Source organism: Kitasatospora sp. CB01950 (genome assembly GCF_001905465.1).
GTDB lineage: Bacteria > Actinomycetota > Actinomycetes > Streptomycetales > Streptomycetaceae > Kitasatospora.
Genome location: NZ_LISX01000024.1, coordinates 68,346 through 94,392, shown reverse-complemented (window position 1 = coordinate 94,392; position 26,047 = coordinate 68,346). Strand labels below are relative to the sequence as shown.

The 26,047-nt window shown below is 72.2% G+C and carries 29 protein-coding genes; 15 read left to right on the top strand and 14 right to left on the bottom strand.

Going from position 1 to position 26,047, the window contains the following annotated elements; all coding sequences use genetic code 11:
- Positions 1-541 precede the first annotated feature (541 nt).
- The 3 genes from AMK19_RS33565 to AMK19_RS33555 all read left to right on the top strand — a co-directional run bounded on the left by AMK19_RS33565 (position 542) and on the right by AMK19_RS33555 (position 3,984).
- The gene (locus AMK19_RS33565) at positions 542-802 is read left to right on the top strand and encodes a hypothetical protein (RefSeq protein WP_073819293.1); all 261 of its coding nucleotides are present in this window, start codon (positions 542-544) and stop codon (positions 800-802) included.
- Entirely contained in the window at positions 802-1,431 is a 630-nt protein-coding gene (locus AMK19_RS37835; RefSeq protein ID WP_241844716.1) for a hypothetical protein, read from the top strand. Before AMK19_RS33565 ends, AMK19_RS37835 begins: the two co-directional genes overlap by 1 nt.
- An 87-nt stretch (positions 1,432-1,518) precedes the next feature.
- Positions 1,519-3,984, top strand: a complete 2,466-nt coding sequence (locus AMK19_RS33555; protein WP_073819290.1) for a DEAD/DEAH box helicase — start codon at positions 1,519-1,521, stop codon at positions 3,982-3,984.
- Positions 3,985-4,216: 232 nt separating this feature from the next.
- On the opposite strand, the gene AMK19_RS33550 is transcribed toward AMK19_RS33555, so the two are convergent.
- The 5 genes from AMK19_RS33550 to AMK19_RS33530 form a co-directional block, all read right to left on the bottom strand.
- The gene (locus tag AMK19_RS33550) at positions 4,217-5,587 is read right to left on the bottom strand and encodes a hypothetical protein (protein ID WP_083647575.1); all 1,371 of its coding nucleotides are present in this window, start codon (positions 5,585-5,587) and stop codon (positions 4,217-4,219) included.
- Between the two features lie 541 nt (positions 5,588-6,128).
- On the bottom strand, positions 6,129-6,512 hold the full coding sequence (locus AMK19_RS33545) for a hypothetical protein (protein ID WP_241844715.1): 384 nt from the start codon (positions 6,510-6,512) through the stop codon (positions 6,129-6,131).
- Between the two features lie 1,142 nt (positions 6,513-7,654).
- Complete coding sequence (locus tag AMK19_RS38385; RefSeq protein WP_073819281.1) at positions 7,655-8,566, bottom strand: hypothetical protein; 912 nt, start codon at positions 8,564-8,566, stop codon at positions 7,655-7,657.
- A gap of 70 nt (positions 8,567-8,636) precedes the next feature.
- A complete protein-coding gene (locus AMK19_RS33535) occupies positions 8,637-8,858 on the bottom strand; it encodes a hypothetical protein (RefSeq protein ID WP_073819278.1) in 222 nt (73 codons plus the stop codon).
- 177 nt (positions 8,859-9,035) lie between these two features.
- Complete coding sequence (locus AMK19_RS33530; protein ID WP_073819276.1) at positions 9,036-9,248, bottom strand: hypothetical protein; 213 nt, start codon at positions 9,246-9,248, stop codon at positions 9,036-9,038.
- Between the two features lie 667 nt (positions 9,249-9,915).
- Here AMK19_RS33530 and AMK19_RS33525 point away from each other — a divergent pair.
- Positions 9,916-10,809 carry a replication-relaxation family protein gene (locus AMK19_RS33525; protein ID WP_073819274.1) on the top strand — a complete coding sequence of 298 codons (894 nt, stop codon included), beginning with the start codon at positions 9,916-9,918 and terminating at the stop codon, positions 10,807-10,809.
- Between the two features lie 42 nt (positions 10,810-10,851).
- On the opposite strand, the gene AMK19_RS33520 is transcribed toward AMK19_RS33525, so the two are convergent.
- Positions 10,852-11,310, bottom strand: a complete 459-nt coding sequence (locus AMK19_RS33520; protein ID WP_073819271.1) for a hypothetical protein — start codon at positions 11,308-11,310, stop codon at positions 10,852-10,854.
- A 266-nt stretch (positions 11,311-11,576) separates the two neighbouring features.
- Here AMK19_RS33520 and AMK19_RS33515 point away from each other — a divergent pair, with 266 nt between their 5' ends.
- A complete protein-coding gene (locus AMK19_RS33515) occupies positions 11,577-12,563 on the top strand; it encodes a replication-relaxation family protein (protein ID WP_083647574.1) in 987 nt (328 codons plus the stop codon).
- 67 nt (positions 12,564-12,630) lie between these two features.
- Here AMK19_RS33515 and AMK19_RS36740 read toward each other — a convergent pair whose 3' ends face one another.
- A complete protein-coding gene (locus tag AMK19_RS36740; RefSeq protein WP_198953530.1) occupies positions 12,631-13,416 on the bottom strand; it encodes a hypothetical protein in 786 nt (261 codons plus the stop codon).
- A 176-nt stretch (positions 13,417-13,592) separates the two neighbouring features.
- Positions 13,593-13,853, bottom strand: a complete 261-nt coding sequence (locus AMK19_RS33505; protein WP_073819268.1) for a hypothetical protein — start codon at positions 13,851-13,853, stop codon at positions 13,593-13,595.
- 345 nt (positions 13,854-14,198) lie between these two features.
- Here AMK19_RS33505 and AMK19_RS33500 point away from each other — a divergent pair, with 345 nt between their 5' ends.
- Positions 14,199-15,800, top strand: a complete 1,602-nt coding sequence (locus tag AMK19_RS33500) for an ISL3 family transposase (protein ID WP_073819266.1) — start codon at positions 14,199-14,201, stop codon at positions 15,798-15,800.
- 43 nt (positions 15,801-15,843) lie between these two features.
- Complete coding sequence (locus tag AMK19_RS33495) at positions 15,844-16,431, top strand: SMI1/KNR4 family protein (protein WP_073819264.1); 588 nt, start codon at positions 15,844-15,846, stop codon at positions 16,429-16,431.
- A gap of 873 nt (positions 16,432-17,304) precedes the next feature.
- On the opposite strand, the gene AMK19_RS33490 is transcribed toward AMK19_RS33495, so the two are convergent.
- Positions 17,305-17,904, bottom strand: coding sequence for a hypothetical protein (locus AMK19_RS33490; protein WP_073819262.1), 600 nt, complete (start codon positions 17,902-17,904; stop codon positions 17,305-17,307).
- Positions 17,905-18,165: 261 nt separating this feature from the next.
- On the opposite strand from AMK19_RS33490, the gene AMK19_RS33485 reads away from it, so the two are divergent.
- The 3 genes from AMK19_RS33485 to AMK19_RS33480 all read left to right on the top strand — a co-directional run bounded on the left by AMK19_RS33485 (position 18,166) and on the right by AMK19_RS33480 (position 19,985).
- A complete protein-coding gene (locus AMK19_RS33485; protein WP_073819260.1) occupies positions 18,166-18,900 on the top strand; it encodes a hypothetical protein in 735 nt (244 codons plus the stop codon).
- 117 nt (positions 18,901-19,017) lie between these two features.
- Positions 19,018-19,188 carry a hypothetical protein gene (locus tag AMK19_RS36340; protein ID WP_206745156.1) on the top strand — a complete coding sequence of 57 codons (171 nt, stop codon included), beginning with the start codon at positions 19,018-19,020 and terminating at the stop codon, positions 19,186-19,188.
- Positions 19,189-19,361: 173 nt separating this feature from the next.
- Positions 19,362-19,985 carry a hypothetical protein gene (locus AMK19_RS33480; RefSeq protein WP_073819258.1) on the top strand — a complete coding sequence of 208 codons (624 nt, stop codon included), beginning with the start codon at positions 19,362-19,364 and terminating at the stop codon, positions 19,983-19,985.
- Positions 19,986-20,025: 40 nt separating this feature from the next.
- Here AMK19_RS33480 and AMK19_RS33475 read toward each other — a convergent pair whose 3' ends face one another.
- Positions 20,026-20,253, bottom strand: coding sequence for a hypothetical protein (locus AMK19_RS33475; protein WP_073819257.1), 228 nt, complete (start codon positions 20,251-20,253; stop codon positions 20,026-20,028).
- A gap of 642 nt (positions 20,254-20,895) precedes the next feature.
- Here AMK19_RS33475 and AMK19_RS35745 point away from each other — a divergent pair.
- Positions 20,896-21,210: a hypothetical protein gene (locus tag AMK19_RS35745; protein ID WP_143200550.1), complete on the top strand. Its 315-nt coding sequence runs from the start codon at positions 20,896-20,898 to the stop codon at positions 21,208-21,210.
- A 3-nt stretch (positions 21,211-21,213) separates the two neighbouring features.
- Complete coding sequence (locus tag AMK19_RS33470) at positions 21,214-21,990, top strand: hypothetical protein (protein ID WP_143200549.1); 777 nt, start codon at positions 21,214-21,216, stop codon at positions 21,988-21,990.
- A gap of 480 nt (positions 21,991-22,470) precedes the next feature.
- On the opposite strand, the gene AMK19_RS33465 is transcribed toward AMK19_RS33470, so the two are convergent.
- Positions 22,471-23,733 (bottom strand): hypothetical protein, encoded by a 1,263-nt coding sequence (locus tag AMK19_RS33465; protein WP_143200548.1) that lies wholly within the window; start codon positions 23,731-23,733, stop codon positions 22,471-22,473.
- A 183-nt stretch (positions 23,734-23,916) separates the two neighbouring features.
- Between AMK19_RS33465 and AMK19_RS33460 the strand changes: the two genes are divergently transcribed.
- The gene (locus AMK19_RS33460; protein WP_073819251.1) at positions 23,917-24,183 is read left to right on the top strand and encodes a hypothetical protein; all 267 of its coding nucleotides are present in this window, start codon (positions 23,917-23,919) and stop codon (positions 24,181-24,183) included.
- Positions 24,184-24,410: 227 nt separating this feature from the next.
- Here the strand turns inward: AMK19_RS33460 and AMK19_RS33455 are convergent, their stop codons facing one another.
- Positions 24,411-24,617, bottom strand: a complete 207-nt coding sequence (locus tag AMK19_RS33455) for a hypothetical protein (RefSeq protein WP_143200547.1) — start codon at positions 24,615-24,617, stop codon at positions 24,411-24,413.
- A 152-nt stretch (positions 24,618-24,769) separates the two neighbouring features.
- Between AMK19_RS33455 and AMK19_RS33450 the strand changes: the two genes are divergently transcribed.
- Together AMK19_RS33450 and AMK19_RS33445 are read left to right on the top strand one after the other, a co-directional pair.
- Positions 24,770-24,991, top strand: a complete 222-nt coding sequence (locus AMK19_RS33450) for a hypothetical protein (protein WP_073819248.1) — start codon at positions 24,770-24,772, stop codon at positions 24,989-24,991.
- 46 nt (positions 24,992-25,037) lie between these two features.
- The gene (locus AMK19_RS33445; protein ID WP_073819246.1) at positions 25,038-25,472 is read left to right on the top strand and encodes a hypothetical protein; all 435 of its coding nucleotides are present in this window, start codon (positions 25,038-25,040) and stop codon (positions 25,470-25,472) included.
- A gap of 48 nt (positions 25,473-25,520) precedes the next feature.
- Here AMK19_RS33445 and AMK19_RS33440 read toward each other — a convergent pair whose 3' ends face one another.
- A complete protein-coding gene (locus tag AMK19_RS33440) occupies positions 25,521-25,805 on the bottom strand; it encodes a hypothetical protein (protein WP_073819244.1) in 285 nt (94 codons plus the stop codon).
- Positions 25,806-25,889: 84 nt separating this feature from the next.
- Complete coding sequence (locus AMK19_RS38380) at positions 25,890-26,018, bottom strand: hypothetical protein (protein WP_274537012.1); 129 nt, start codon at positions 26,016-26,018, stop codon at positions 25,890-25,892.
- Between the last annotated feature and the right edge of the window lie 29 nt (positions 26,019-26,047).

Genomic DNA, 26,047 nt, shown 5'->3' with positions numbered 1-26,047 from the left:
CCTTCGGCGCTGCGCGGCGGCGAAGCCGCCGGAACTGCCGGCCTTCGGCCGGGCCCCGGGCTTCGCCCGGGGCGGCTCGGCGGCTTCGCCGCCGACTGCCCGGCTTTGCCGGGCTGTTCGGGCTTCGCCCGATCGCTGGCGCGGGGTTCGGGTGGGTGATGGTGGGTCAACTCCGCTGCTTCGCGCGGAGTTTGACGGGGCGGAGAGGTGGGGCCTTCGGTCCTTGAATGGGATGGGCGGGTGAATGGGATGGGCGGGCCGGACGGGCTTGGGGGCGCTTCACGCCGTGGGCCCGGAGGTGATTCGGAGCTGGTGCGGGCGTGTCGGATGGCGGGGTCACTCGTTGGGGTAGCAAGGGGGCGGGCTTCGCCCGTTCCGGTGCATCAAAGCTGTATGGCCGCTAGACTCTGGCCTAGAAGATGGGGTCCGGAGAATTCTTGTACTGCACTCCGGGCCGAGATCACCCATCGCTGAGAATATCGCCCGTCGAAATGCAGAGGGAGCTGGATATGAAATTTCTGAGCTCGGGGGAGACTGCGGCATGACCGTCTCCTGGGTCGCGGGCTGGTACTGCGGGGAGTGCGGCAGCTCGGGGCAGGATCGCTTCGAGGACGACACCGAGGTCGAGGCGGACCACGACTGCGAGCAGGGCGGCGGGTCGGGCTCGATCGGGTGGGACGGCCGCGCGGAGTGCGGTGAGTGCGGGTGGGTGCTTGAGACGGACTTCGAGGACGACTGCTGGGTGGCATCGGGCCACGTGTGCGGGGACGAGTCGGCGGTGCCGGCCGGAGTGGAGCGGTGATGGACGAGGTCGAGCGGCTCGCGGCAGCACAGCGGCGGGTGCAGCGCCAGGCGCAGGGGCGGACGGCAGAGCAGATCGGGGGCGGCCTGGTGGCCGCGCGGGCCATGGCGCGGCAGGCCGGCCGGGACGAGGAAGTGGGGCCGGACGCGGTGTGGGAGGTGGAGGAGTGGGAGCGCATCGCCACCCTGGTCTGCTCCGGTTCCTGGCCGGTGTACGACGTCGCCCTCGACGAGCAGGCGCAGGCGTGGCTGGCCGAGTGGGAGCAGCGGATGCAGGCTCGGCGCCGGACACGGCAGCGGCAGGCGGAGCAGCAGGTCCGTGAGCGGGTGCAGCTGGCGGACCGGGTGCAGGTGCGCGCGGTGCTGCCGGGCGAGGCGGGGCGGCGGCTGCGGGCGCTGGCGGAGGGGCTGGGGTGGAGCGCGGAGCGGGTGCTGGCAGTGCTGGCCGAGCACGTCCAGGTCGACGCCGACGGCCTGGTCCACGTGCCCCCGGTCGCCATCACCCCGGCGCCGCCCGGCCTGGAGGCGTACCGGGAGCGGCTGCCCGCGGTCTACCGGGAGCCGCCGCGGTACGGGCGCGAGGCGAACGCCTACGGCGAGGACTACCTCGGCCCGGCGCTCGACTGGTAGCGGCGGCGCCGTCGTGAACGGCGCGAATCAGCAGTGGTCAGTTTTCCGGTCATGTCGCTTGAATTCCTGGAAAGGGAAATTGGAATCATGATGAAAAAGCCCCGCCGCAATCAGGAGGAAGCCGCCGACGCCTCCGTGCGACTTCTGACGCTCCCCGCGTCGGGGTTGGTGCCGCCTCAGGGGCTGCGGTGCCAGATCCGGGCGGCGACGGGGTCGGGGAAGTCGCTGACGGCCGTTCACATCGCCGAGCGGCTGCGCTCCGAGCGGACGCTGGTGCTGGTGCCCTCGCTGCCGCTGCTGGAGCAGACGGTGGCGGTGTGGCGGAGCGAAGGCCACGGCGGGCGGATGGTCGGGCTGTGCTCGCTCACCGGCTACGAGCAGCCCGTGGGTCTGCGCTGCACCACCGATCCGGCCGAGCTGGTCAAGCTCACCGCCGGACTGAAGCGGGTGACCGTCTTCGCCACCTACGCCAGCCTGGGCCTCGGGCACCTGGAGAAGGCCCACCAGATCGGGCTGGAGCCGTTCTCGCTCGCGGTCGTGGACGAGGCCCACCGCGTCAGTGGTCAAGCTGGTCGGCCGTGGGCGGCGATCCTGGACAACACCCGGATCCCGTGCGACAGGCGGCTGTTCATGACGGCCACCGCCAGGCTGTGGGCCGTCAAGGAACGGGACCGGGAACGGGCCGCGGCGGCCGGCATCGAGTCGGCCGAACTGATCGCCAGCATGGACGACGAGGAGCTGTTCGGCCCCATCGCCCACGACTACCCCCTCGGCCAAGCAATCTCCGACGGCGTCATCGCCCCCTACCGGATCGTCTGCGTCGACGTCTCCGACCCCGACCTCCAGGGCCTGGAGCAGCGCGGTGCGAGCGAGATGTCGGTGGAGTACCGGGGCGCCCGCCTGGCAGCCCTGCAGACCGCGCTGCTGACCGCCGCCGCCGAGTGGGACCTGGGCCGGGTGCTGTCGTTCCATCACCTCGTGGCGGAGGCGCGGGCGCTCAGCACCGGCCTGCACGACGTCGCCAAGGTGCTGTGGGAACAGGACCCCGCCCTGCACCCGGACCCGAAGCTGATCGGCACCAGCTGGCTGGAGTCGGAGCACACCGTCGCCGAGCGGCGCAAGACGCTCGGCGACTTCTCCTCGCTGCTCGCCGAGGACGGGCTGCGGCTGCTCCGCTACGTCCTGGCCTCGGTCAAGGTCTTGAGCGAGGGCGTCGACACCTTCGACTGCGACAGCGTGTTCTTCGCCGACGTCCGCGGCTCCATGGTCGACCTGGTCCAGGCCGTCGGCCGGGCCCTGCGCATGAAGCCCGGCAGCGGGAAGGTGGCCACCATCGTCGTCCCGGTCATCCTCGGTACCGGAGAGACCGGCGAGGAACTGCTGAGCTCGAAGGCGTTCGACGGGCTCGCCAAGCTGCTGATGGCCCTTCGCTCGCACGACGCAGCCGCCGTCGAGCGCCTGGCCCTGCCGCAGTCCGAGACCCGGCCGCCCCGGGAGCAGCGGCATGCCGGCGACCCCGACGAGCGCCGCTCCGGCGAGGCCGGGGAGCAGCTGCTCCAGTTCTCCACCCGGCGCGACCCCGCCCTCATCGCCGCGTTCGTCCGCACCCGGGTCCTGGAGCCCGAGCGGGCCGAGTTCCGCCGCGGCCTGGAAGAACTGACCGCCTACCGCAAGGCCTTCGGCGACGCGAAGGTCCCCTACGCCTACACCGCGCCGTCCGGTCACCGGCTCGGTTCCTGGGTGGCCGACCAGCGCCGCTACAAGGCCGCCGGCGTCCTGGACGCCGAGCGCGTGAAGGAGCTGGACGGGCTCGGGATGGTGTGGTCGGCGTTCGACACCGCCTTCACCGACAACCTCACCGCGGTCGCCGGCTACGCCGCCGAACACGGCCACGCCTGCCCGCCCAACGACGCGGTGTGGGACGGGCGGCCGGTCGGGACGATCCTGAAGAACTGGCGCACCGCCCAACGCCGCACCGAGGCGCTGGAGCACCGGGCCGAAGCCGGCGAGACCGGCCTCGACTGGACCGGGGCGCTCACCGCCAACCGGAAAGCCGCAATCGACGCGATCGACCCGGCGTGGTGCCCCACCTGGCCGGTGGAATGGCAACGCTGCTTCACCCTCTCCTGGAAGTACGTGGGCGACGGCGGCACCCTGGCCGGCGCGAAGCCGGGCAGCGTTGCCGTCCAAGGCGAAGACCTCGCCGGGTGGGCACGAGCACAGCAGACCGGCTGGGACAAACTCGGCCCCGCCCAGCAGTGGGCCTGCGAACACGTCCTCGGCCTGAACCCGATGGACCCGGAGGAGCTGCCGGCCCCGAAGGTCCCGCACGCCGCGAAAGAGGAACGCAACCTCGCCGCCGCCGCCCAATACCGGGGGCGGGAGGGGCACCTCAACGTCGGCCGCAAGCACAAGGAACAGCTCGTCCTGGCCGACGGCACCACCGTCGAGGTCAGCCTCGGCCTGTTCATCGCCAACAGCCGCAACCGCCGCGCCGAAATCCCCACCGAACGCGCCGAACGCCTCACCCAACTCGGCATCCGCTGGGCGTAGCAGCGCGAGAAGAAGCGGGCGAAGGGGTGCAGCGCGGGATAGGCGCCGCACCCCTTCCTCGTACCGGCCGGGCCCTGTTGTCGGCGTACACCGGGACGTGCCCGGCCACCTGCAGGTTCTCCTCGGGCGAGGAGGCTCAGCGGAAGGTTTCGGTGTTCTCCGGGGCCCGCTAGACCCCCGGCGGTCCGCCACGCCGGCCCTTCCGACCAGCACGTTCGAAGATGGCGAAGTCTTATTCTTCTTCGTCCGGTTTGCCGTCGGCTGCCGGGGCGTCCGGCAGCGGCGTGTCGACAGCCGCCCCGGGGCGGTCGGGGAGGAGGTGGTTGGCGGGCAGCAGGGTGCGCTCATCGGAGGCGTCGGTGGTGAAGGGGGCGACGCCGGCGCCGCCGGGGAATTCGCCGGTCACGTAGTAGTCCGTACGGAACCCGAGGGACGCCTGGACGCCGAGGGTGGTGCCATCGGCGCGGACGGGCGTGAGTTCGTGCTGTTCCATCCACAGGCAGCCGGTGCTGTGCGGCGGAATGACGAGCCCGCGTTCCTTGCTCTCCTCGGTCATGGTCGACACGTTGCGGCGCGATTCGTACCCCAGCTCCAGCGAGGCGGAGACGGAGGTGGTGGTGGTGACGCTGACGCCTACGCCGAACGGTTTGGCCGACACCTCCACGCCCATCGACGCGCCCACGGTGATGCCCGTGGCCACATTGAAGGAGTGGCCCTCCTCACGGGTGACCCCCGTGGTGATCGTCTGCGACTCCGTCTGGGCCACCGTTCCGGCGCGGTTGTCGCGGAAGAGGACGAGATCGAAGATCCGGTGGCGGCGGATCCGGTAGAACGGCGAGTTCGCGATCCGCCAGGCCGCAGTGCGGGCGGGGTCGTCGACGAGGGTGTAGGGCACGGTCACGGTGCGGTCGTTCACCCTCGTCTGCGCCGGCGGCCTGGCGGGCGATGTCAGGACCGGGATGCCGGGGCCGTTCTGGCGTTCCACGACAGCGGGCAGGTCCAGGATCCAGGTCGTGGGCGTGGGGTTGGGCCGCCCGGCGACGTTCACGGCGGTGAACCCGCCCATGGGCAGGAACAAGCGCTCGTCGAGGTCCCCGTCCGGGTACGGCGGAGTCACCACCGACCACAACCGCATCCCAGCGTGCTCGAACAGCTGCTCGCCGAGTTCGGCCCGCCGCGCGTAGGGTCGCCCGTTGTGTACCTGCCTGATGCAGGTAAGGGTGTGCACTGTGGGCTGTGCAGGGGAGGCGCAGTCACTCAGGGCGACGTACCCCGGCGGAGGTATCGGCCGCCAGACGCTGGACTGAAATTCCGTACTGGGAACCCTCGGGAGGTCGCCGATCCGTTCCCACCCCACGGCCGGCCGTAACAGGCTCCCGTCTGCGGACAGGTCCCGCAGCATCAGCGATCCCGCGTCCCCGATGTTCGTTCCGTCCGAGAACTGGAATCCCGCAGGCGACCAAGTGCCCAGTCCCAGAGAACCGACGATGATCCGAGGGTTGCGGCTCGCCGATTCCACCAAGGGGCCGGACGCGACCGGCCAGGCCGTTCGAAAGCGAGCGGTGTAGTGCAGTTCCAGATCGCCGTAGCGCTGAGTGATCACACAGGCTCCTTCGTGTGAAAGGCGACCGCTTGGTCTCCTGCGGACCCTACGGCGGCGACCCAAGTGCCAAAGAGGGAAAAACAAGCCAACAACACAGTTGGTAGCGGATCCGTATCCCACGGTGACCAAAACGCTTCGGCCGTCATCCGCTGTGCGACAAAGGGCGGGAAACGGCTCGCGGCTCCCATTGCAGTACCGCGAGGGCGAGCGGGGAGACCGCCGAGGGCGGTTCCGGCGACGACCTGGAGGGGGCGTGCCTTCAGAACTGGACGTCGGCAGCGAGCGTCTGGAGGCCGGCTCGCTCCAGGGCGGTGCAGAGGGGGGCTTGGCGGCGGTGCCGACCTGGACCCGCCGGCCGACGGCAGGCGCGGGCCCTCGGCGGCGCGGGCCCGAACCTCCGGGCCCGAACCTCCAGGTCGGGGCTGGCGGCCGGCACCGGGCGGGGCCGGGACGGGGAGGGCGGGCGTCAGCCCGCCCTCCCCGTCCCTGACCCTGTTCGGGCCGCACGGCCGAGGGCCGCCCGGCCGCCGGAGGCTCTCGCCTACCGGCTGCGCAGCCGGGGGCCGACGCCCATCCAGCGGGGCAGGGCGGTACCAGTACTCCCGGCCAGGGCGACCATCCGCAAGAGCGCGGCGCGCTCGTTCACCGGGGCGCGCAGGCCCGCCAGGACATCGGCCCGGATCGGCCGCAGGGGGTGGGCCTGGATGTGGATGCGGCCCCGGTAGTGGTCGCTGACGTGGCGGGCGGTCAGGTGGAAGGTGTCGGCGGCGTCCAGGCCCGCCGCCAGGGCCTGGCCGTCGACCACGTCGCCGAGCTCGTCCCCGCCCGCCGTCCACGCGTCCCACACCCGCGCGCCGCCCTCGGGAAGACGGAAGACGAAATGCAGGAACATCTCCGGAGGGAAACCGGCGGTGATGCCGTCCACGACCGCCAACTCCACAGGCACCCGGTCCCCGGTCGGCACCAACAGCGGAACACCCGAACCCCGGACCGATTCCGACCCCGCCCGAACGGCCCCGCCGACGCTCACTGCCACTCCCCCGCCACGACGGCGGGCTCCGGTTCCGGGCCGCCGCCCGGGCAGTGCCGGAGCCCCGGCCGCGGCGGCCCGGGCAGCCGGCTCCACCACACGAGCATCAGCCGGACACACCTCGGCGATCGCCCGGTTCCGGGCATCGACGGCACCGCTCAACACCCTGAGACGAGAAGTCCACTCCACGTCCCTGCCCAACGATCAGGGCCCGCCCGAGACACCGCCCACGACCACCCCGACCGAGGACACCCGAAGATGCAAAAGCTGTCACCGACTCCCGCAGGCAGGTCGAGGAAGCAACCTCCGACTCGCAGCGGTCGTTGGGCAGGCCATGACGCCCTCCCCCGCTGCCCGGTCCCTCGACCGCCCCGTGCCGGCTCGGTCCCGCCTCGGCGGCCTGTCGGCGGCCCCGCCCGTCTGTCACCTGTGCTGGGAGTCGGCGGTGCCGGCGGACGGCGGGCTCCGGGTCCTGCTGCGGCCGGCACTCGGTCCGCCCCGCCGGGTGGACCTGTGCCCCCGGTGCCGAGCGGGCCGGCCGGGCAGAGCCTGGGACGAACTCGTCAGCCCGGACTGGGTGTGGCGCGGAGCAGCGTGGTGGCCCGCGCCGGCCGACGGACCGCACGACCCCCGACTCCCCGGCACCCCCTACACCGGACCACTCCCCAGCGGACCGACGAACCGGCACTGAACGGGCGGCGGCCACCGGGGTCGGCGACAGCCGCCACCAGATGGTCATCCCCTCCCGCTCCACCTGGTGCCGCGCTCCTGCCCAGTCCGGGAACCACGCGGACGGGCGCAGCCCCGGCCGCACCGGACAGGGGCCACCGTCGCACCCCTGTCCCAGGCCGGACACGCGGCACTCCCGCCTGGGAAAACGGCTGGGACGGTCCTAGGACCGTCCCAGCGAAACAGGCATACCAGGACATCCTGAGACGGGGGTGGGACACCCATGTCCCAGGTCTGTCCCACGCCGCCGAGCGGGGGCGGGGCAGCGAGATCCGCCGGGACGGCACTGGGCGGGTTCGGGCGGTCGGTCAGAGCCGGCTGCGGCGCACCCTCGGACGGGTTGGCGGGGTCTGCTCGGTGCCGCGCAGCGCGAAGGCCGCGGCGCGGGTGCGCTCCAGCCAGCCCGCGACCTGACGCAGCGTGGCGGGGTCGAGGGTGCGGGTGAGGTCGCGGACGGCCTGGTGGTCGTCGTCGGTGAGCGGGTGGATGCCGGCGCGTTCCAGGGCGGTGTAGAGGGGCTGGGCGGCGGTGCCGGCGAGGGTGCGGTGGGCGGCGTCGGTTTCCTGGTGGTCCTGGTGGGCTGCCTCGCGGGCGCGGTCGGCGATGTCCTGGCGGTGCTGCTCGGCGTACAGGGCCCGCATGAGCGAGAGATCGTGCTCCGGGTCGTAGACCTTGAGAATGCTGGTGGCGGCCGCGCCGCGCACCCGCTCCCACTCCTGGACGACCACCGCGGCCTGCACCGCGGCGTGCTCGTCGCCGGCATCGGCGTGCCGGTCGGCGATCCGCAGATCGTCGCGGGCGGCGGCCACGGCCCGGTCGATCTCGGGCACGGTCATCCCGGCCGCCCGGCGGCGGATGCGGGCCGGGACGGTGCCGAGCAGCTCGTACTCCCCGGCCGGGCCATCCGCGTCGTCCGGGCCGGTCCGGACGGGGTGCCGGTCGAGGGCGGCGCGCAGCGTCTCCTTGGCCTGCTGCGCCTCGCTGTGCAGGACGGGTTCCGGCCGGCCGAGCTGGTCGACGCGGACGACGAGCCGGCCGTCGACCAGGGCCGCCCAGCCGTCCAGGCCGCAGGCGCCCTTCTCCACCCAGCCGCGGGCCAGGCCGGCGTCCTGGTGAAGGGTGCGGATGTCGTCCTGGTCGGTCCAGCGCAGCCACATCGCGCCGCCCGTCAGAGGGGAGTCGAGGACCGCGCGGCCCAGGCCGTCCTGGTGGTCGGGCATCGGCCGGCTGCGCTGGGGAACAGCTCCAGCCGCTCGGGCGCGGCGGGGGCGGGGCGGGTGGTGTCGGTCATCACGCGGTGCCTTCCGGTGTCGGGTGCGGGGAACGGGTGGCCGGCCGCGGCGGCGGCCTGGGCGGGACGGCGAGACCGCCGTCGCGGGCCTCGACGCGGGCCCGCTCGGCACGCCCGGCGAGGCGGGCCCGCGCGGCGTCGCAGCCGGCCACCCATCCGCTGTCGATATCGTCGCCGCGCCCGTCGGGGCCGCACCACGTGGTGCTTTCGACGACGGCCACGGCCCAGTCAAAAACGTCGTACTCCAGCCGGAGACAACGACTGACGCCTGCTCGGGGGTGTGGCCGGCGGCCACCAGGAGCTGGGTCAGCAGGGTGCGGCCGTAGCCGTGCAACGCGGCCTCCAGAAGAGCGAACACAGAGCGGCCCGGTGCGCGGACCGCCCCCGGGGCGGTGGTGCTACTGGTCGGTGGTGCAGCCGTGGCCGGCCTCGACCCAGTCGCCGTCCGCGAACTGGGTCTCCAGGACCCAGCCGCAGGCGCTGCATTCGGCGCGGCCGTCCCAGCCGATCTCGGGTCCGTCGCCCTCGTCGCAGTCGTGGTCGGCGTCGACCAGGGCGCCGTCCTCGAACAGCGCGTCGCCGCCGGCAGGACTGTCGCGCTTGGCACACACAGGGGGCTCGAGCCATCCCTGTGCAGGTCGCAGGGCATGACAGGGCCGCCCTGTCGCGCTCCGAGGCGGCCAACGCGACAGGGGATCGCGACAGGCGCGGGACCTGGCAGTACGAGCAGTACGAGCAGTACGAGCAGTACGACGGCCCGGCCGTCGCCGCCGGCTCGCAGCCAGCCGGACGGCAGCGAGCCGCCCCCCAGACCGCGCCGTACTCGGGTCCGCCGCCTACAACCGGTACGACAGCGCCAGCGGCTCGGCCGCCCGGTCCGCGCCCTCACCACGCGCGGCCGGCACCAGCCGGACGCAGAAGAAAAAGGGCCCGCCGCAGGCGCCGGACCCTACCGACCAACGACAACTGCCACTGCAACTACAAAGACAAAGAAGAAGGAAGGAAGGGTTGTCGGGCCGGCGAGTTCCGCCTTGACGCCCTCTCACCACCCGTTCCGACCTGCGGATTAGCCCAGTTCTCGGGCACGGCGTGCGGAGGGTGCGGCCACCGGTTGGCGCACGGGTTCTCACCACCGGTTGCCGAGCCGGTGAGAACACCCGTTGTCGGATCGTTGCCGCCGGAGCCTCCTCTGGTGAGAAATCCAGTGAGAGGCGCGGGCTTCCATGCGGTGCCCGCCGCCACCAGGGCGGCGGGCACCGACCTTGAAGGAGCCCCTCGATGGCGATGCCGCCCGAGATCGACCACGCCGTGGTCGCCGCGCTGTACCAGTTCCGGATGGCCACCGCCGAGCAGCTGCGCGTCCTGCACACCCCGGACGCCGGGCCGGAGCAGATGCGTCGGCGCCTTCGCCGGCTGCACGAGGAGGGCCTGGTGGACAGCGTCGTCCTCCCGCAGGCCGGGAAGCTGCGGGCGTGGTTCCTGACCGAGCGCGCCGTGCGGATCGCCTCGACTTTCCCCGAACTGGAGGGCGTGGCCTCCCCTCCGCTGCCCGAGGACAAGAGCGCGGCACGGCTGCGCCTCGGCCACGTCCTGGCCGTCGTGCGCACCCACGTCGCCTTCGTGGCCGGCGCCCGCGCACGGGGGGACGAGTGCGCGCCGCTGGACTTCCTGCCCGAGGTCTACCACCGCTTCGGCGAGGGCCCGGGCGGGGCGTTGATCCCCGACGGCCTGCTGCACTACGCGAAGAAAGGGCCGGGCCGGGTACTGCACCGGGCGTTCGTCGAGGTCGACCGCGGCACCATGTCCAGTGAGAAGCTCGCCGCCAAGCTGCTCGCCTACGCCCGCTTCCACGAGCACCACTCGGTCCCGGCCCACCTGCGGCGCACCTCGCACTCGCAGAGCGTGCTGCCGGCCTGGCAGCAGCGCTACCCGGCCTTCCCCCGTCTGCTGTTCGTCCTGGCCGACACCGGCGAGCGGGCCGCCCGCCAGCGGGTGCGCGATCTGCAGGCCGTCGCCGCCGCCCACCCGATGGTCGAGCGGATGCTGACGCTGATGCGCGTGAAGGCTGGCGCGGCCCGCCTGACCGACCTCGAGCAGCACGGCGTCAACGCCCCGGTGTGGCACTCCATCGGCGACCCCGCGCGGGCCCAGTACGGGGCCTGGGAGTTGTAGGGCGTAAAAGGCCGTCGGTCCTGTTCCGGCTCGGCTTCCCGGCTACGCGGCGGCCAGGAGCGAGCCGGGCCGGGCGCGCTCGGCGGCGAACCATTGGGCGACGTCCTCCAGCGGCTCCAGGAGGTTGGGGTCTTCGGGCGGGAGCTGGTCGGCGTGGTGCCAGAAGACCTGCACGGGCGTGATGGTGATCGGCGTCGTGATCGGGGCTGTCAGGCCGCCCACCGCGCGGACCGTCAGCGGCAATGCGTGCGTGCTCTGGTTGCGCAGCCACTGCAGGCCGCGGATCACGGTTCCGGCCGGCTTGTGGCGGGAGCGCATGTAGGCCGGGTCGGCCTTCGCCAGTTGCTCGTCGACGGTGCGGGCCCAGTACGCGATCTCCATCACCGGAACGGTGATGGCGTACAGGTTCTTCGTCTCCTCCAGGGTGCGGGTGAGGCGGATCCGGGCCTGGGTGAAGCCGTCGAGGGCGATGCCCACCAGTCCGGTGGCGGCAGCAGTCATGCGCTCACCATAGGGATCGCCGCCGACACCGTGCCCCGGGGATCAGGGAATCCGCAGGGCCTGTCAAGGCGTTCGACGTCGCCATCAAGGTCTGCGGGGCGTTCACCTTGATGCTCCGCCAAGGTTGGAGGCCCCGCCTTGGTGGGGGCCGTTACGTGATCGTTGCCGCGAACGGGGTGAATCGCCAAGGGATCCGCCAAGGTGTGCGGGGTTCCCTTCGGCGACCGCGCGGAGCAGCAGGCCCGCGCCCGCTGAAGGGCACCGTGATGACGATCGAGGACAGCACCGCGAGGAAGACCAAGGCGAGGGCCAGGGCGCGGACGGGCGTGGAACCGGACAGCGAGACGCGGGAGGTGGAGATCACCTGGGCGGTGGTGGCCTCCCTGTTCCAGTTCCGGATCGCCACCGCCGAGCAGCTACGGCAGCTGCACGCCCCGGACAGCGGCATCGAGAAGATGCGAGGTCGGCTGCGCGCCCTGCGCGAGCGGGGCTTGGTGGAGGAGTTGGTGCTGCCGCAGTCCGGGCGGGCCAAGGGCTGGTTCCTGACCGAGCACGGCGTCAAGGTCGCCGCGGCGTTCCCGGAGCTGGCGGACATCCCGGTGCCCCGGCTGCCCGGTGACCGGGAGGCCTTCAAGTTCACGCTGTACCACCAGCTGGCGGTCGTGCGGACCCATCTGGTGTTCCTCGCCGACGCCCGGTGCCGGGGCGACTCCTACGGGCCGTTCGACCTGATCCCGGAGATCACCCACCGCTTCGCCGAGGGCAAGGAGGGCACGGTGCGCCCGGACGGGCTGCTCCACTACACCCGCGACACCCGAGGCGGCTCCTGGGTCAACCACTTGGCGTTCGTCGAGGTCGACCGCGGAACCATGGGCGGCAGCCGGCTGGCCGCGAAGCTGAACGCCTACGCCCGCTACTGGGACACCGCCCCGCTGCCGTCCGGTGTGCGGCAGGGCACCCTCGCCGCGCAGGGCGGCGGCGAGCCGCTGTGGCAGCGCCGCTACATGCGCTTCCCCAGGCTGCTGTTCGTCCTCACCGGCACCGGCGAGAACGGCTTCGCCAACCGCGTCGGCCAGCTGGAGCTCGTCGCCCGCACCCGGCACGTCGCCACGATGCTGCGCACCGTGGCGGCCGGGGTCGCCCGGCTGGAGGACCTGGAGGCGGAGGGCGTCGGTAGCGATCTGTGGTGGCCGATCGCCGACCTGGACGAGGGCCCGGTGCCCTGGTGGGAGCTGACCGGCACGAAGCCCTGACGCCCGCTCACCGCTGCGCCCGCCCCGGGGAGTTCCGGGGCGGGCGCAGCGGTGGGCGGGCGGTGGTTCAGCCGGCGGGCTGGGCGTCGACGTCGCGGGTGCACAGGTGGCCGCTCGGGCAGGCCGGGCAGCCCCGGACGTCGAGGAGGTGGTCCACCGCGGCGAACAGCTCCCGGGCCCGCTCGACGGTGCCGACGCCGTTGAACGTCGCGTACTCCTCGGCGGTGCCGGCGGTGCCCTCGGCGAGGTGGGCGCGCAGGTAGGCGAGCGCGGCGAACTCCTCGGCGTCCATGGACGCCGGGTCGACCGGGATGCACGCCTTCGGCACCAGCCCCGCGGCCATGTCGCCGCCGAACAGCCACGGATCCCCGGGGCGCTCCGGCTTGCCGACGACCGGGCGCAGCACGCAGCCGTCGTCCTCGTCGGGCTCCACCAGCACCGCGCCGGCGGCGTGGAGCTCGTGGACCGAGGCCCGTAGTTCGGCTGGGGCGGCCGGGCCGCCGTCCGGACCGCTGAGCATGCCGGCGAGTTCGGCGACCGGCAGCAGGCTGATGGCGCCGTCGGTGTGGCGCACCTGCAGGGCACCGCTGTCGACGGCCACATCGAGCCACAGCGCCTGCACCGGCAGCTTCGGCCCGTAGAGGGGCAGCAGGCGCTCGATGCGGCGGGCCGTGTCCACGGCGCCCGCGCTCATGCCCCCGGCGTCGATCCTCTTCGCCCGGTCCGGCGCGGGGACGATCCACTGGTCGTAGCCGGGCGGCTGAAGCTGCTGCAACGTGTACCCGCCCGCGGCCCTCTCCCGACGCGGCTTGCCCGGCTTCTTGCGGCCCATCCCGCCGTCCTCCCTGCTCAACGTGCAACGGTCGGGCCATTGAACACCATCCGCGCCCACCCCGATCCACCGCGTAACGTTCTTCGCCACCGCGGAGGCGGTCACAGACCTTCGCCCCGGTCGCCCAGGAGCACCACGAGGCGTCCGCACCGGTCGGGTTCGCGGGACAAATCGGTTCCACCAGCCGACGGGCCCGGTCAGCGCTGTCGTCCCCCGTTGCCGGCGCCCAAGTCGGCCAAGGCGCGCAGCACAGCAACGGTCTGGGCATCGGTGAGCGCGGTACCGGCAGCCTGTCGGCGCGCGTCTTCGGCGAGGCCGAGTTCGGCTTCGAGTGCGGCCATCGCCGCGGGTGCGTCGGTGGTGGGTGTGCCGTCGGCGTTATGGCCGAGGCAGATGAGCGGCTCCGGCAAGTGACCGCAGCGAGAGCAGCGCAAATCGTCGGGGATGGGCTCGGACATCACGCCTCCTTGGCTCTGTTCACGTCGCAGAGCAGCGTTTCGACAGCAGTTCGGGAGGCACCTCCCGTGCCGGATGTTCACGAGAACGGGCAGCACCTCGGGGGCGACCTGTGGAATGCCGTCTGCCGCCTGGTTGGGCGCCAGGGCAAAAGCGCTGGCTACGGGCGCAGGTGTCGTCCGCCAAGGCGTTGTTGCCGAGTGCCGGCGGGTGCCTCCCGTTCTCGGGTTCTGGCTCAACTTCCGTGATCTGCACACGGTGAGTGACGGTATGGCGGTGCTGTCGGCGTCGGGAAGTTGCCCGGATTTCGCCAACGGGCGGGTCGTGGTGGCCGACAGTGCGGGACCGTGGATGATCTGGTGCCCCGGTTGGAGGGGCTGCTGTTTCCGTCGGTCGTGGACGTCGCGGTGCTGTCGGTCGACGTGGGCTTCGATTCGGTGGAGGTGAGGATCAAGTCCCTTGCGGCGGGGTGCAGTTGTCCGGGCTGTGGGGGATGGTCGACCTGGGTTCACAGCTCCTACCTGCGGTTTCTCGCCGACGGGCCGATTGGGGGCAGGCGGGTCCGGTTGAGCCTGCGGGTGCGGCGCTTCGTGTGCGGTGATCCGTCGTGCGGACGGCGGACGTTCGCCGAGCAGATCGAAGGGCTGACCCGCCGCCACGGCCGCTGGACCGAGCGGTTGCGGGCGACGCTCGCCTCGGTCGGCCTGGCGCTGGCCGGCCGGGCCGGGGCCCGGCTGGCCGCCGTGTTCGGGGTGTCGGTGAGCCGGAGCACGGTGCTGCGGCTGGTCGAGGAGCTCCCTGACCCGGCGCCGCCGGCCCCGCGGGTGGTGGGCGTCGACGAGTACGCGACGCGCAAGGGCCGCGTCTACGGGACGGTGTTGGTCGACGCCGAGACCCGTCGGCCGGTGGACCTGCTGCCCGACCGGGAGGCGTCGAGCCTGGCGGCATGGCTGGCCGAGCGGCCGGGCGTCGAGATCGTCTGCCGGGACCGCGCACCGTTCTTCGCCGAGGGTGCCAGCACCGGAGCCCCGCAGGCCGTTCAGGTCGCGGACCGCTGGCACCTGTGGCACAACCTCAGCGAAGCAGCCGAGCGGGCGGTCGCCCGCCACCGGCAGTGCCTCCGGGCAGTAACTCCATCCCCTGGCAGCGAAGTTGAGATCAACCCTCCTTCGGCGAAGGACGTTGCCGAGCCCTGGCCGAGGGGCTACCGGTTCGCCGACCGCACGCGGACCCGGCACGCCGCGGTGCACGCACTGCTGGCCGCAGGGCACAGCAGGCGCGCAGTCCAGCGGCAGCTCGGTATGACCTGGCGGACGGTCAAGCTCCTGGCCGACACGGCGAACCCGGAAGACCTCTTCCACGACCAGTGGCAGAACCGGACGTCCGTCCTCGACGACTACAAGCCCTACCTCGACGACCGCTGGAGCGAGGGCTGCACCAACGCCTGGAAGGTGTGGGAGGAGATCGTCCCGCTCGGCTACAAGGGCAGCTACCAGCGCGTCAGCGCCTACCTGCGGCGGAAGCGGACCTCACCTCGGCCGGTGGCCGCGCAACCGCCGTCGCCCCGCACCGTCGCCGGCTGGATCCTCCGACGGCCCACGGCGCTCTCCGAGTCCGAGCAGTTCCAGCTCAAGACCGTCCTGGCCCACTGCCCCGAACTCGACGCCCTGACCCGGCACGTCCGCTCCTTCGCCACCATGCTCACCGAGCGCCAGGGCGAACGGCTCCCGGAGTGGCTCGACGCGGTCCGCCAGGACGACCTGCCCAGCCTGCACACCCTCGCCGCCGGCATCGACCGCGACCGCGCCGCCGTCATCGCCGGGCTCACCCTCCCCTGGAACTCCGGCGTCGTCGAAGGACACGTCAACCGGATCAAGATGCTCAAACGCCAGATGTTCGGCCGCGCCGGCTTCGCGCTCCTGCGGAAACGGGTTCTCCTGGCCAGCTGACCACAGCCATCCATAGGGTGACGAGGACGAGAGAAGATGCACCATGGATCCCCGCATACCCCGCCTGCGCCGCAAGCTGGCCGCGATCCCGTTCCAACCACTGCGCAGCCACTCCTTCGGAGAAGAGCAACACAAGTTCCGCCTCGGTCCAAAACTGGCAGAAGCACGCGTCGTTGCGTTCGAAGCCGAGCACGATGTTGCCCTGCCCGACGCCTACCGGCAGTTCCTCACGCACATCGGCGGCTCAGGCGCGGCGCCGTTCTATGGCCTCATGCCGCTGGAGCGGTGTTCCCTGCTGGTCATGAACCCGCGTGAGGAACCGGGGGCACCCCGCGGATTCGACGACGCAGAATCCGGGGGTTACGAACGCGACCTCTTCCTCCACATCATCGAAATGGGCTGTACCGACGTATGCGTCATCGCGGTGGCCGGTCCCCTCACCGGCCGCGTCCTCATCGGCAACAGCGACGGGTACTGGGGCCCCAACGTCTCCTCCGCCACCGACTTCCTCGACTGGTACGAACGCTGGCTCAACCACATGAGCGCCGGACGTGACAACCGGGCCCTCGAACTCACCTCCCCCCAGCTTCGCGCCCATCCAAACCGCCATCGCATGGCCCCGACGATCTGACTCTCCGTAACCAATCCACGGAAAGTGAGCCAGAACCCGTTCTCGTGAACATCGACTCCACGGGTTGGCGGATGCCTTCCGGAGTCGTCGACATCTGCCGCCGGAACTCGTGAACAAAGCCACCCTCCTGGACCTGCAGCACGCAACCTTCGCTGACGGTAGCTCCTGTCATCAGGATTCGGTGGCAAACCGTCAAGGTTCCATCGGTGCTGGCCGATCCCGGGGCACCGGGCCGCACCGGCCTTGGCGCGAGCACTGCTCTCGACATTATCGTCGGCTGCCGCTCGATCCGTCCCTGCTCCGGGGTCAGCCCTCGTCGTCGAGGCCGAGGGCCTCGGCGGCCCTGCGCAGGGTGCGGACGGCGATGGCCTCCCGTGCGCACTCCCGGACGGTGGGCACCACCGGGCCCGGCCGGGCGGGGGCTGGACGGCGCGCACCGCCAGTCGTCCGGCGACCTGCAGCAGGTCCAGCGCCCGCCGATGCCGTCCATCGGCAGCAAGGTCCAGGCGGTCCGGGCCGGGTACCTGCCGCCGCGGGCGAAGGGCCGGCCGGTGCCGCTGTGGACGGCGACCGTACTGCGATCCGGGATCGCAGCGCCCTGACCTGGGCCGGTGAGTTTCGGTGGCCGGAAACTCACCGGCTGTCGCACCGAACTCACCGGCCTGCGACTGCGAAACTCACCGGGCGGTCGCAGTCGCAGCCGACTGCCCGTCGCAGGCCTGCGCCGCTGTCGCACCGCACGTGCTCTGAGCTGCGATGGAAAGGTTGTGGCAGGCGAAACTCACCGAGCCGATGCCGCACTCACCGGCCCGGGAAAGGAACTCACCAGCCTCGGGGCGAGAAACTCACCGGTGCGGAACGGCGGCGGGACGGTCAGCTTCGGTGCCACCAGGTACGGCGGTGTCCGGGACCGTCGGTGACGCGCCGCCGCTCGGCCGCTTCCTCGGCTTCGCGGCGCTCACGCTGTTCGGCGTCGGCCTGGCGGCAGGACCCGCACAGCCCGTCGTCCCACACCGTCCGCTTCTTCTCTTCCCACCGCTCGTCGGTGAACTTCGCGGCGCAGCGGGTGCAGGCCGGGCGGCGGGCTTCGTGTTCGGCGGCCTGCTGTTCGCGGCGGGCTTGGTCGGCGGCGGCCCGCTGGGCGGCGAGGAGTTGGTCGCCGTCGGGGTTGTCGAGGGCGTGGTTGAGGGTGTGCCAGCCGGTTCGGCCGAAGCGGCGCCAGATCGGTGCGTCGGCGCTGCGGGTACGCAGCAGCGGCAGGGTGGTGGCGACGACCGGCAGGGCGCGGTGGTGGTCGAGGGCGGTGGTGTCGGCTCCCCAGTACGGCATCGGGGACCAGAGGGCCTCGGTGGCGGCTTCGACGCGGCGGCGGCCGCGGGCCAGGAGGCGTTCGTGGTCGCGCCGGGCCTGCTCGTGTTTCTCCTCGGGGGTGGGGGGCTTGGTACCGGGGCGCCGACGCTTGCGGCCGGGCACCAGGACCAGGGCGATGGGGGCAGACCCTCGCGGCCGGTGGCGGCTCGCGGTGTGCGCGGCGGTCTGGGCTTGAGGGTGGCGCGGGTCGCGGCCCGACTCCTCGGAGAGCTGGTCGCTGGGTTCGTCGGCCTGTGGGTGGTTCCGGGATACCGGGATCGCGGAGTGCCGGGAAAAGCGTAGGCATCGCAAGGAAAACCTGACACTCCATCGTTCGTCCGATTTATTTGACATCGTGCGCATGGACTGGAATCCTTACGATCTATGACGACCCATCAGAAATTTCTCGGGCACCGGTTCACCGCCGCCGTCGACTTGGATGAAACCGACCCCGAACACATCGACGTCATCGGAGTGGTCGCCCGCTGCAGCTGCGGGTGGGGGAGCGACACCGTGCATACGAGCGGGCTCGACCCCCAGGCGGAGGAAGATGCCCGTTTCGAGGACCCAGGTGAGCGGGACGCGGAGAGGGAATGGCGGGACACGCACCTCCCCTCCGTCGCCGCGACCGCCGTCCCGGCCGAGGCGGCGGCCGCCGTGCAGACCGTCGTGGACCGCATCCGGGATCTGACCGAGAACGGCAAGCCGATGGCCGCCCTCGCCCTGATCCGCCTGACGGACGGCGGGTTCCCCGCCGAGACCCGCGCCGCCGCGCAGCAGGCCAGCTTCCAGGACTACTCCTGGACCCAGATCGGCGACGTCCTCGGCCTGTCGAAGCAGACGGCCTGGGAGCGGTACGGGCGGGACGAGGAGCCCGTGGACCCCGCTGCGCACGCGACGCAGAAGGCCGCCCTCGAAGCGGCGGTGCGCGCCGAGAGCGGCAACTGGGACGCCAGCCGCGTGACCTCGGTCCTCGTCTCGGCCGGCCACCAGGTCAACGCCAAGCGGGCCCGTCAGCTCCTGCGCGACCTCGCCGACGCCGACGTGCTCCAGCGCGCCGTCCCCGGCCGAGCGGTCTACGCCCGCAACTACGCCGCCCTCCTGACCAATCTGGAGTAGGACCGCCGGGAATTCGAGCCCCGCACCGGGGGCGCGGTGTCCAGGGTCGCGCCGCCGGTGTGCATGGCCGGGCCGGAGATCGGGAAGGCTCGGCAGGTTACCGTCCCCAGGGAGGACATGGTGTCGATCACCGAGCACAACGCGCTGCATCACGCGGGCAACGCGGCCGGCTTCACCGGCGAGGACAAGCAGACCGACGCGATCGGTGAAGGTCTGGCCGCGGTCGCCTACGCGCTGCTGGATGTCGCTGCCGCGATCCGCGAGCAGACCGAGGCGCAGCGGCGGTAACCGCAGACGCGGGGGAGGGGTGTCCGGCCTGGTGCCGGGCACCTCTTCCGTTTGCGCGGGTCCGGGATTGCGTGGTCCCGGGATCGAGGGTGCGTGGCTGCCCGACGTCGTGTCGGCCGGCGGGTGCAGGACAGCGCCTTCCCATCGGGCGGCCGCATCCCTACGGTTGCGCCGTGACGATCACCAGCGCCTTGAGCGCGCACCTCATCGCCGCTCCTGGCAGCTCCGGCGGCGCCCCGTCCTTGGTCTCCTACGCCGGGCTCGGCATCGCCGTCGTGTCGGCCGTGGCCGCCTTCTCGAACTACCTGCGCGGACACCTGCGGGACCGCCGCAAGGATGCCGAGGAGTACGCGGCAAAGGTCGCCGCCTGGACCGGCCCGGACACCGGGCAGGGGCCCGGCAACCTCTACCGCTTCGACTCCGTCGTCGTGCACAACGGATCCGACCAGCCCGTGTTCAACACCGTGGTCGTCCTGCGGACCATCGAGGCCGGCGAGCTGCCGGGCGAGACCGACGTGGTCAACCTGCCGGTGGGACTGATACCTCCTGGCGAGGCCGTCCAGCGGGAGATCGGTGTCCCGGTGGTGCAGGAGCTCTTCCAACGCCCCGTCACCGTCTCGTTCGAGGACGCCCGCGGGCAACGGTGGGAGCGCGACGAGGTCGGGCAGCTTCGCCGGCGTGAGCGCGTGAAGGCCACCGGTATCAAGGCCCGCAGCCGGCGCAACGACGACGGCTCGACCGGCCCCGCCCTGCCCGAGCCGGGAGCCCTGGAACGGCTCCGGCAGAAGTCCAGGTAGCGGTCAGCATCTCGGGCCCTCCCGGGAGCGTGGCGGGACGTCAGAAGGTGGCGTCAGGCTTTGCCTGACGCAGGCGCTGATAGCGCTCGGCCGCCGACTGCTTGGTCATGCCGAGGGCCGCCCCGATCGCGTTCCAGGACCCACCTGCGGCGCAGGCGGTCTCGATGAGGCGGGCTTCGGCGGCGTCGAGGGCAGCTCGGCGGCCCGCGGCGAGGCCGAGCGCGGCCAGCGCCTCCCGCGCGCCCACCGCGTCGTCGGCGACGACCATCGCACGCGGGGACTGCGGGGAGAGACGGCGGCTCCTCCGGCACCCGGGGAAGCGAAAGGCCAGAGCGGGCTTTCGCCTGCTCTGGCCTATGTGGCGCGGTGCGGCAACACCTGGTGCGCCGGTCCTGAACCGTGGTTGGAGTCCACCGCCTCAGAGATGTGTTCAGAATCGCCATGCAGCACTGAGTCGGCAAGTCGAAACGGGTCATCTATGTCGTCGTCAGTCCATGATTCAAGCAAACAGAGCACCTTCAGCCTTACAGACAAAAGCGTAGGCAGGCCAGGGCTATCGATATGAAGGTCTGATCCGTCGCATAAGCACCCCCCAACTTGTGGCGGTTGGGGCATACCCGGCGCTACCAGCCGGTACGAATGATCTCCAATTGGGCCTTGCGGGTGGCTACTTGAGATCCTGATGGCCGTGCGTTCGAGGTCGGCCCGGCAAGGCCGCCTCGGCAGTTGTGCACATGTGGTTGGAGTCCACCCGCCCGCAGCAGCCTGTTGCGGGCGGGGCCGAGCCGGTCCGACGGGCAACCGATGCGACCACCGGCTCACGGCATACCCACGCCCGGCTTACGCCGCCGCGGGTCACGTCTGCTGTCGCGGCACTACGCCGAGCAGCCCCTAGCCCAGAGAGAACCCCATGACCCTGGTCAACCCTTTCGGTGACGCTGCGGCAGTCACCGCTGAAGGCGAACTCATCCACCTGACGCCTCTTCAGCGTTCCGCACCTGGGGCTCCGGTGGACAACACGGTCACGCCGACTGGCCCGGAGCTGGTCTCCCGTCTTCCCATGTCTGGCCCCGAAGCGGCCGTCGTGATCGCCTTCCTGGTCGTCGGCGCGGTCCTGCTGGTCGTCGAGAAGCCCATCTTGAGCATCCTCGGCCTGTTCGCAGGAGTCGGTGCTGTCGTCGTAGTGGTACTGGCGCGGCGCGTCCCCAAGATCACCTGGAGGTGAGTGATGGGGCGCCGACGAGCAATCCGTGAAACCGTTGGCCCGAGGGCCCTCCTGGCGGCGAAGCTGGACGCGCTGTGCAAGGCCTACGGGCTCACCACCTTCAAGGCGATCGCAGGGGCCTCATCCCTGAAGGAGGGAACGGTGCGCCGCCTGCTGAACGGCGATTCCGTTCCCGACTTCTCGATCATCCGCGAGATCACAAACGCGTGCGAGGCTCCCGCACCCGCCGTACAGACCCTGCGCCAGATCTGGCTCGTGGCCAGGTCCGACGAGCGGCCCGCGTGGTACAGCCCCCCGTACAGGGAACGGCCCGGGCGCGCCTTCAGGGTTAGGGGGAGCTCGACGAAACCGGAACTCATCGTCAACTTCGCCGAACTACGTCAGGGGCTGAAGTGGCTGCTCTTCGACGCCGGCTCCCCATCACCACGCGAGCTGGAGAAGAGAGCCGGGCTCAACCGGCTTCCGCACACGACGCTGGAACGGACGTTGAAGGGCGAGCGTCTCCCCAGCCGGCACGAGGTCGTGGCGCTGGTCGAGACACTCGCCCTCCCCGATGCCGACCCCCAGGTCTGGGGCGAGGCCTGGGACCAGTGCCGTACCGCCCGATTCCAGCGCATCCTGGAGGAATCGCGGCTTCTCGCCCAAGCGATCGAGGACATGGGCCGATTCGACCCCCGAATCCGCGACTCCGCGCTCGGCGCGATCGCCTTCGCGCTGCTCGAACGTGAAGGCCGGCCCGACATCCGCTTCGCCGTACCGCAGGAGATGGCCCGCTCCTGACCCAGGCCGCGGACGCACCCGATGTCTGGGCTGCCTGGAGTCCCGCGAGGCAGGCAGACACGGGGAGGGGGTTCCCGGAGAAGCCCGGCACCCCCTCCTTCTTGTACGCCCTGCTGTGCAGTTCCGGGACTGCGGAGCTGCGCGACAGCTCAGGCCGGATGCACCAGGTTCTCCGGACCCGGGTTGAGATAGGCGTTCATCCCCCGGCGCGCATAGGCCGCCGAGGACGGGTAGCGGCGCAGGTAGGGGTCGGCGTCGAGGTGGGCCCAGGCATGGGCGGCGTCGGCCGGGTCGTCGTCGCGTCGACAAGTCGGCGGCAGGTCGGGCAGGTGTGGAAGCGGCCACCAGAGTGCCGGTCAAAATCGTCGAGGCGGAGGACGAACGCCCGGGTCGCGAACAAAGTCGCAGGCCGACAACGTCCACGGACCGGCACCGTACGCGGGGGTGGAGGAGTCGTCGCTGCGCGGCATGCCCGACGTCCTACGCGCTCTGTGCCGCCGTCAGATCGTGGACGTGGGCGTGATGAATGCTCCGGGCGGCCAGCTCCGGGGTCGCGTGGAGGACGGCCTGCTCGGTGACCGGGTCGCCGAGGAAGTAGCCGTCGTGGACGGCGACCCAGCCGTCGCCGCCGTCCAGGCCGCGTTCGACCCAGCCGACCTGATGCCCCTCTCCGAGAACGACCAGGACGTCCGGCTGCACCGTCCACCCGGCCAGCGCCCAGTTGTAGCCGAAGACGCGCTCGTCGAGCGGGAGGTGGATGTCCATTCCTTGGGGCAGGCCGCGCAGCATCGGATCCCGCGGCACCGTCACCGTCCCCGCGCCGCCGGCGGACTCCGTCGGCGCCCCGGGCGCGGGGATGGCGGCGCCCTGCTGGGCGAGGCGTCGGTCGACCAGGCCGCGCAGCCGACGTTCGGCCCCGGGCGCCGACGACGAGGGCGCGTCGGACATGGCCAGTGTTTCCCCCCGGGGCGTTGACGGCGGCACGGCGAGGCCCGCCGACCGCGCCGCCGTTTCTCCCCGGGGCGTATCGGCGGGCGCCCGATGCGCCCCAAGGCCTTCCGCGCCGCTCTCCGGGCGCACCGTTTCTCCCCGGGGTGATTCGACGGACTGCCTCGGGGCCGCCGACCCGGGGTGCGCGCCGGGGCCGGCCGACGCGAGCGCCGCGAGCAGGTCGGCGCCGACGGCCGCGGCGATCCGCTCCGCGGACGGCGTTTCCACCCGGGGGGAAACGTCCGGGGTGGACGGGTCGGCGGCCGGGGCCGGCGGCGCGAGCGGGTGGCCGTCGAGGAGCTGTCCGACGAGCTCGCGGTGGCGCGCGGAGAGCACGTAGGCGGCGGCGCGCATGTCGGCTTCGGCACGCTGGAGCAGGTCGGGGTCGGCGTTGCGGGCCGCCCGGCCGAGCTGGATCAGGAAGAGCCTGGTCTGCCGGTAGAGCTCGGCTGCGGCCTCGAGGAGCTCCTCGCCGTCCGCGCCCAGCGGGAAGTCGAACGGCCGCAGGACGTCGTCGGCAGGCTCGGCCGCTTCCCCTCGGGGAGATTCGGCGGCGGCCGTGGCCGCGGCGAGGGCCTCGCGGCGCTCCCGGTCGCGCTGCCGGTCGGCCTTCGACGAGCACGCCTTCGAGCAGTACTTCGGCCGCCGGCCCGTGCCCTTGCGCGGCGGCAGCTCACCCCCGCACACCTCGCAGACGGGAGCGCCGAACAGCATCGGCTCCGACACCGAGTTGACCCCCGGGGAGAAACTCATGATCAAAATGCTAGCCAGCGCCCGCCGCCCGTTTCACCCCGGGGTGAAACACGTGGGCGGCGGAGCCCTGCGCGGCACCCGGCGACGTGCACGACCGGGCTGTCCCGCGGCACGCGCCGAGACGGCCGGAACGACGACCGGCGTCGTTGGCCGCCGAAGGCCCGCACACGCGAGGATGACCGGGTGACCAGCACCCCGCCCCCGCTCCCGCCCCGCGGCATCAACGCCCTCATCCCCTCCGCCCGGCCCGCCGCCACCCCGGGAGAACGAGCCGCCACCCAGCTCCTGCACCTGCGCACCGCAGCCGTCCCCGTACCGGTCCTCGCCGCCGCACTCGAACTGATCGCCCCTCAACTGAACGACCCCGACCCGGCCACCCGCGACGCCGCCGCCGACATCCACGCCCGCCTGACCGCCGCCATCGAGGACGCCACCCTTCCGCAGCGGTAGCCGGGCCCGCCGCCCTGGGAGGATGACGACAGGTACGCGCCGCACCCATTGCCCGCGGCGCGCACCACCGCCGCCGGTCCGGGGCGTCGCGGCATCGGGCCGACCCGCACACACCACCCGCGCGACGGGCCGCAGTGAAGCCCCTGACGGCCTGCCGGGCCCGGGCGCACCGGGGAGACTGCCGCGATGCCGATCGCCGGCGGGCAGCACAGCGGCGCGGGGCGGGCTCAGGCCTCGGGGGAGGCGTCCTGGGCGGCGAGCGGGCCGAGACCGAGGCGGCGCCGACCGGACGGCACCGCAGCGGCGGGAGCGGGTGGCTGCTCCCGGGCCGCGATGCGCTCGGCCGGCATCAGGCGCGCGCGCCCGTCCGACTCGGGGACAGGGGAGTCCTGCTGGGCGAGGGGGCCGAGACCGAGCCGGCGGCGGGCAGTCATGACCCCAGTCTGACCGACGGTCAGCAGCCCGACGACCATCCGCTCGCGCCGGTTCGGACGAACCGGCGGGCCCGGCGAGGGCCCGGACACCCCGCGACCGGCCACCGGGGCGGCGCCCCGGACCGCACCGGTGTGCGATCTACGATGGGCAGGTGTCCGACACAGATGACTTCCCCGCTGACCTGCTCGATCTCCAGCGCCGCTGGTACGACGCCGAGGCCGCCTGGGCCGCCGACCCGACCGAGGAACAGCGCACCGCGTTCACCGCGGTCGGCGCCGAGCTGCGCGCCCACCCGTACTGGGCGGGCGCGGAGAACAGGCACAAGGCGAGCATGAAGCTCAAGCAGGCCGCGCGCCTGGATGCCGCGCGCTAGTCGGCGGTCTGGCCGAAGGGGCGGGCGAGCACGTCGGGAGGCATCGGTGGCAGAGAACGTCGGGGCCGGTGAGCCGGACGAGGCGCATCGTCGTCCGCCCGGGGTTGACGACGCGACTGTCGAGGCGCTGGGGATGCTGACGAAGGCGTTGGAGTACACCGAGCGGGCCCGCGGGCACCTGTACGCGGTCCACCACATGACCGGCGGCGCCGACCGGATGCTCGCCGAGGCGGTACGGATGCTTCGCCAGGCCGGACACGGGGACCAGGCCGACCTCGTCGAGCGGGAGATCCTGGGCCGGGACGTCGTCCCGGGCATGTGGACCTACCAGCTGGTCGAGGCCTACGACGAGACCTACTACCAGGTGTTCACCGCCGTCGAGGAACAGGTCCGCGAAGACCTCGCCGCCGGCCGCCGGCACCTCGCCGAGGCCGAGATGCAGCAGACCGCCCGCTCCCGCCGCCGCAACGCCTCCCCCTGACCCCGCGCTCCCCTGCAACCGGTTCACCGCCGACCCGGCCGGACCGGGCTACGGGTGCGGGCCGATCCGCACCACCTCGATGTTGTCGCGCCCGGTCCAGGTCCAGTGGATGCGCCAGCCACTGCCCGCGCCGACGCGCGAGCCGAAGACGCGGTCGCCGAGGTGGCCGGGCAGCGCGTGGTGGCGGTGGGTGCGCAGGCCCGGGTGGCGCGGGTCGACGGCCAGGCGCTCAAGGGCACGGCAGACCTGGTGGTGCAGGGCGCGGTCGGCGCGGGGGCCGGTGAGGCACCGGAGAGTGCGGGTGGCGGCCGGGTGGTAGGTGATGGTGGGCACGACAGGTCCTCCTTCTGTCTGCGGGCATGCGAAAGGCCCGCCACCGGTAGGTGGCGGGCCTTCTCACTGGTCCTATATGTGTTACTAGGCGCTCGGGGCTTCGCGTTCGGGGTCGATGAAGACGGTGTCCAGCGGGTGCAGGAGGCGGTCGGCGTTGCCGGCCCGGCCGACGCCGCTACTCACCCCGCCCTCGCCCACGTACCTGCGCAGCACGTAGTGGCCGGCCGGGGTGTGGCTGGCGC

Bases quoted from the DNA above. Each gene is read 5' to 3' on its own strand.
- AMK19_RS33565 (WP_073819293.1), top strand. From the start codon at position 542: ATGACCGTCTCCTGGGTCGCGGGCTGGTACTGCGGGGAGTGCGGCAGC.
- AMK19_RS37835 (WP_241844716.1), top strand. From the start codon at position 802: ATGGACGAGGTCGAGCGGCTCGCGGCAGCACAGCGGCGGGTGCAGCGC.
- AMK19_RS33555 (WP_073819290.1), top strand. From the start codon at position 1,519: ATGATGAAAAAGCCCCGCCGCAATCAGGAGGAAGCCGCCGACGCCTCC.
- AMK19_RS38385 (WP_073819281.1), bottom strand. From the start codon at position 8,566: ATGCCCGACCACCAGGACGGCCTGGGCCGCGCGGTCCTCGACTCCCCT.
- AMK19_RS33525 (WP_073819274.1), top strand. From the start codon at position 9,916: ATGGCGATGCCGCCCGAGATCGACCACGCCGTGGTCGCCGCGCTGTAC.
- AMK19_RS33520 (WP_073819271.1), bottom strand. From the start codon at position 11,310: ATGACTGCTGCCGCCACCGGACTGGTGGGCATCGCCCTCGACGGCTTC.
- AMK19_RS33515 (WP_083647574.1), top strand. From the start codon at position 11,577: ATGACGATCGAGGACAGCACCGCGAGGAAGACCAAGGCGAGGGCCAGG.
- AMK19_RS33505 (WP_073819268.1), bottom strand. From the start codon at position 13,853: ATGTCCGAGCCCATCCCCGACGATTTGCGCTGCTCTCGCTGCGGTCAC.
- AMK19_RS33495 (WP_073819264.1), top strand. From the start codon at position 15,844: ATGGATCCCCGCATACCCCGCCTGCGCCGCAAGCTGGCCGCGATCCCG.
- AMK19_RS33485 (WP_073819260.1), top strand. From the start codon at position 18,166: ATGACGACCCATCAGAAATTTCTCGGGCACCGGTTCACCGCCGCCGTC.
- AMK19_RS36340 (WP_206745156.1), top strand. From the start codon at position 19,018: ATGGTGTCGATCACCGAGCACAACGCGCTGCATCACGCGGGCAACGCG.
- AMK19_RS33475 (WP_073819257.1), bottom strand. From the start codon at position 20,253: ATGGTCGTCGCCGACGACGCGGTGGGCGCGCGGGAGGCGCTGGCCGCG.
- AMK19_RS35745 (WP_143200550.1), top strand. From the start codon at position 20,896: ATGACCCTGGTCAACCCTTTCGGTGACGCTGCGGCAGTCACCGCTGAA.
- AMK19_RS33470 (WP_143200549.1), top strand. From the start codon at position 21,214: ATGGGGCGCCGACGAGCAATCCGTGAAACCGTTGGCCCGAGGGCCCTC.
- AMK19_RS33465 (WP_143200548.1), bottom strand. From the start codon at position 23,733: ATGAGTTTCTCCCCGGGGGTCAACTCGGTGTCGGAGCCGATGCTGTTC.
- AMK19_RS33455 (WP_143200547.1), bottom strand. From the start codon at position 24,617: ATGACTGCCCGCCGCCGGCTCGGTCTCGGCCCCCTCGCCCAGCAGGAC.